The sequence below is a fragment of the Candidatus Eisenbacteria bacterium genome, from assembly GCA_016867495.1.
In the GTDB taxonomy this organism is placed as follows: Bacteria; Eisenbacteria; RBG-16-71-46; order CAIMUX01; family VGJL01; genus VGJL01.
Window position 1 is genome coordinate 1 of record VGJL01000259.1, and the last position, 2,939, is coordinate 2,939.

Annotated in this window: 3 protein-coding genes; 1 reads left to right on the plus strand and 2 read right to left on the minus strand. The window is 69.1% G+C overall.

Features of this window, described 5'->3' with window-relative positions:
* A partial coding sequence (locus FJY88_13125) for a hypothetical protein (protein MBM3288268.1) occupies positions 1-321 on the minus strand: 321 nt, incomplete at its 3' end.
* A gap of 10 nt (positions 322-331) precedes the next feature.
* Positions 332-1,510, minus strand: a complete 1,179-nt coding sequence (locus FJY88_13130) for an RluA family pseudouridine synthase (protein MBM3288269.1) — start codon at positions 1,508-1,510, stop codon at positions 332-334.
* Between FJY88_13130 and rsgA the strand changes: the two genes are divergently transcribed.
* Entirely contained in the window at positions 1,509-2,375 is an 867-nt protein-coding gene (gene rsgA / locus FJY88_13135) for a ribosome small subunit-dependent GTPase A (GenBank protein ID MBM3288270.1), read from the plus strand. The genes FJY88_13130 and rsgA overlap by 2 nt on opposite strands.
* The last annotated feature ends 564 nt before the right edge of the window (positions 2,376-2,939 follow it).

The following is a 2,939-nucleotide window of genomic DNA, read 5'->3' on the forward strand; positions in this document are numbered from 1 at the left end:
AGACGCATGGATGAGCGCGGTCGTGCCGAGTCCCATCAGCATCTGGACGATCTGAACCGTCGCCGCTTGGGGAGGCGCGAATCGAAAGAGGCCGGAGAGGAGGAAGGGGTAGATCGGCGCCATGAAGTGCGGCCCCGCCGGCCATCCCTCCCCGCGCGCCAGGGCGGCGGCTGTCTGCAGGTAGTGAAGGGAGTCGAGGAGCGGGACTCTGAGGGAGAGGTCTTGCTTCAAGGCCTGGAAGGATACGATCCGCGCGATCAGGGCGACCGCGAGGATCCCGGCAAGGACCCAGGGGCCGTCCTGGATTCTCCTTCCTTTCATCACGCTCCTCTCATCGCAGTCCGAGGGACGCCGCCTTGCGGAGCCAGGCGCCTCCCACCGGGGCCCGCAGAGACAGGCGCCTCCCCGTGGCCGGATGGCGGACGGCGAGCCTCCAGGCATGAAGCGCCTGCCTGGGCCATCCGAGCATGTCGCGATCCGACGCCGAGAGGGTCCCCGCGACGAATCGCAGGAAGAGATCCGGATCGAGCCCGTAGACCTTGTCGCCCAGGATCGGATGCCCGGCATGCCTCAGGTGGACGCGGATCTGATGCAGGCGCCCCGTGTAGGGGATGGCCGCGACAAGGGAGTGCCGGTTCCCGCTGCGCAGCAGCCTGACGCCGGTCCTCGCCGGCCTGCCGTCGGGTCTGATCACGACGGTCTTGCGCACGCGGGCGAGCGGATCGCGGGCGAGTGGCGCGTCCACGACGAAGCTCCTCTCCCGGGGCGCGCCGTGGACGATGGCCAGGTAGCGCTTGCGCGCTTCGCGATTCTCGAACTGCGACGACAGGGCCGCGGCCGCCTCCCTCCCCTTCGCGAAGAGGATGATCCCGCTCGTCTCCCGGTCCAGCCTGTGGACGATGCGCAGCTCGGTCGCGTCCAGATCCTCCCCTCGCTCGGCGAGGAGCATCATGAGCAGGGTGTTCCTGTAGTACCTCCCTGAGGGATGGACCGGCAGGTGCGCGGGCTTGCAGACCGCCAGGAGCGCCTCGTCCTCGTAGAGGACTCGGTAGGCTCGCGAGACCTTCGGTTCCGGCCGCGGATCGGGGACGTAATCGATTCGGTCGCCGGCCCGCAGCAGGCGGCCCGGGCGAGCGACGGAGTCATTGATGAGGATTCTGCCCGCCCTCACCAGGCGGACCCACCGGCTCCTCGATCGATAGGGGAAGGTCCGTGCGAGGAAGGCGTCGAAGCGCATCCCTTCCTTCGCCGGCGAAACCTCGCAGCGCCCCTGTCTCACCCAGCGGGCGGTCTCGTCTTCGCGTGGCGGCATTCGGTCTACCCTGGAAGCATCCTCGAGTAGAATACCAGAGCGCCCGCCGATCGCGCCGCCGCATCGGAATGAGGGGGGACTCGCCGCGGGGGCCCGGGCCCCGGAGGGGAAGCTCGTGGAGAAGGCAGAGGGGATCGTCGTTCGCGTCGAGGGAAGGAAGTCGCTCGTGCGCGTCGAGGGGCGAGACCGTCCGGCCATGCTGCGAGGCCTGCTGAAGGCGGGGCCGCGCCGCGCAACGCATCCGATCGCGACGGGGGACCGCGTCCTGCTCGATGAGGGAGCCAGGGACGCTCTCGTGATCGATCGGGTTCTTGAGCGGCGGAACCTCCTCGCGCGGAAGGATCCCGGGGACCCCAGGCGCTGCCATGCCCTGGCCGCGAATGTCGATCAACTGATCTGCGTCCAATCCTTCCGCGACCCTCCATTGAACCTCCGCGCCCTGGACCGCTACCTTCTCCTCGCCCGCGCAGCCGGGATCCCCGCGATTGCGGCGCTGAACAAGCTCGACCTGCATGCCGGGGAGCTGCCCGGCGAGATCCGGCACCTCGCCGCAATCGGCGTCCCGGTCCTGCCCATGTCGGCCAGGACCGGACAAGGCGTGCCGGCGCTGGAAGCGCTTCTCAAGGGCCGCCTGAGCGTTCTGGCGGGCCCCTCCGGCGTAGGGAAGAGTTCCCTACTGAACGCTCTCGTGCCCAGGCTGCGCCTGCGGACGCGGCCGGTCAGCCACGCGACATCGAGAGGCGTCCACACCACCGCGCGGGTCGAGTGGTGCGATCTCCCCGGGGGCGGGGCAGTCCTCGACACGCCCGGCCTGCGGTCGATCCAGCCTTGGGGAATCGATGCATCGAATCTCGCCTCGGCCTATCCGGAGTTCGAGGGGCCGGCGTCCGCTTGCCGGTTTCCGGATTGCCGTCACCGAGGCGAGCCCGACTGCGCGGTTCGTGTCGCGGCGCAACAGGGACAGGTCCCCGGGTTCCGGTACGACAGCTACCTGAGAATCCTGGCGAGTCTCGAGGAGGAGAGGCGCGAGGGGCAGGAGAGGGGCGGAGGAGGCTCCCGCTGAGTCGGCCGCCTTTCCTGCCTACCGATGCCAGTCGGTGGTCGTCAGCAACGGCTCCTCGGCCTCGACCCCGGTGAGGTAGACGTCCCTGACGCCCCAGCGGCGCGCCGTGCGGCTGTCGGAGAACCAGATGTCCGCCTTGTGCGTCCATCTCGGGTGCATCGTGTCCTCGACCGCATAGATCCCCATGCCGGGAATCAGAACGCAATCTCCAAAGGCGAAGGGCGCGCCCGGAGTGAAGTTTCGCAGCAGGTCGCGCGAGAGCGCGATCGTGCCCGGGCGGGCCGTACGCCTGGTCGCCGTCAGACTCGGGCTATCGTCGGTCTGTGAGGCCTCGCTCGTGTAGGCCGTGACGGAGACGGCGAAGAATCGGTGCGTCTGCGCCTTGGCGAGCCGCTTTGGAATCTGCTCCACCATGAGAGCCGTGTGCGGGGGCAGACCCATCTGCGGGCCTTCCGAGGACGCCGAGAGCGTCGCAGGCTCGACAGTCGCGGACAGGATCTCGTCCCCCAGGGTCGAGATCTGCGCATCGAGGGCGCGGATCCCTCCGACTAGGGCCGCCAGGCC

What these genes read in the sequence shown, in the direction of transcription:
- rsgA (MBM3288270.1), top strand. Translation starts at nt 1,509, where the DNA reads ATGCTGCGAGGCCTGCTGAAGGCGGGGCCGCGCCGCGCAACGCATCCG.
- FJY88_13130 (MBM3288269.1), bottom strand. Translation starts at nt 1,510, where the DNA reads ATGGCCGGACGGTCTCGCCCCTCGACGCGCACGAGCGACTTCCTTCCC.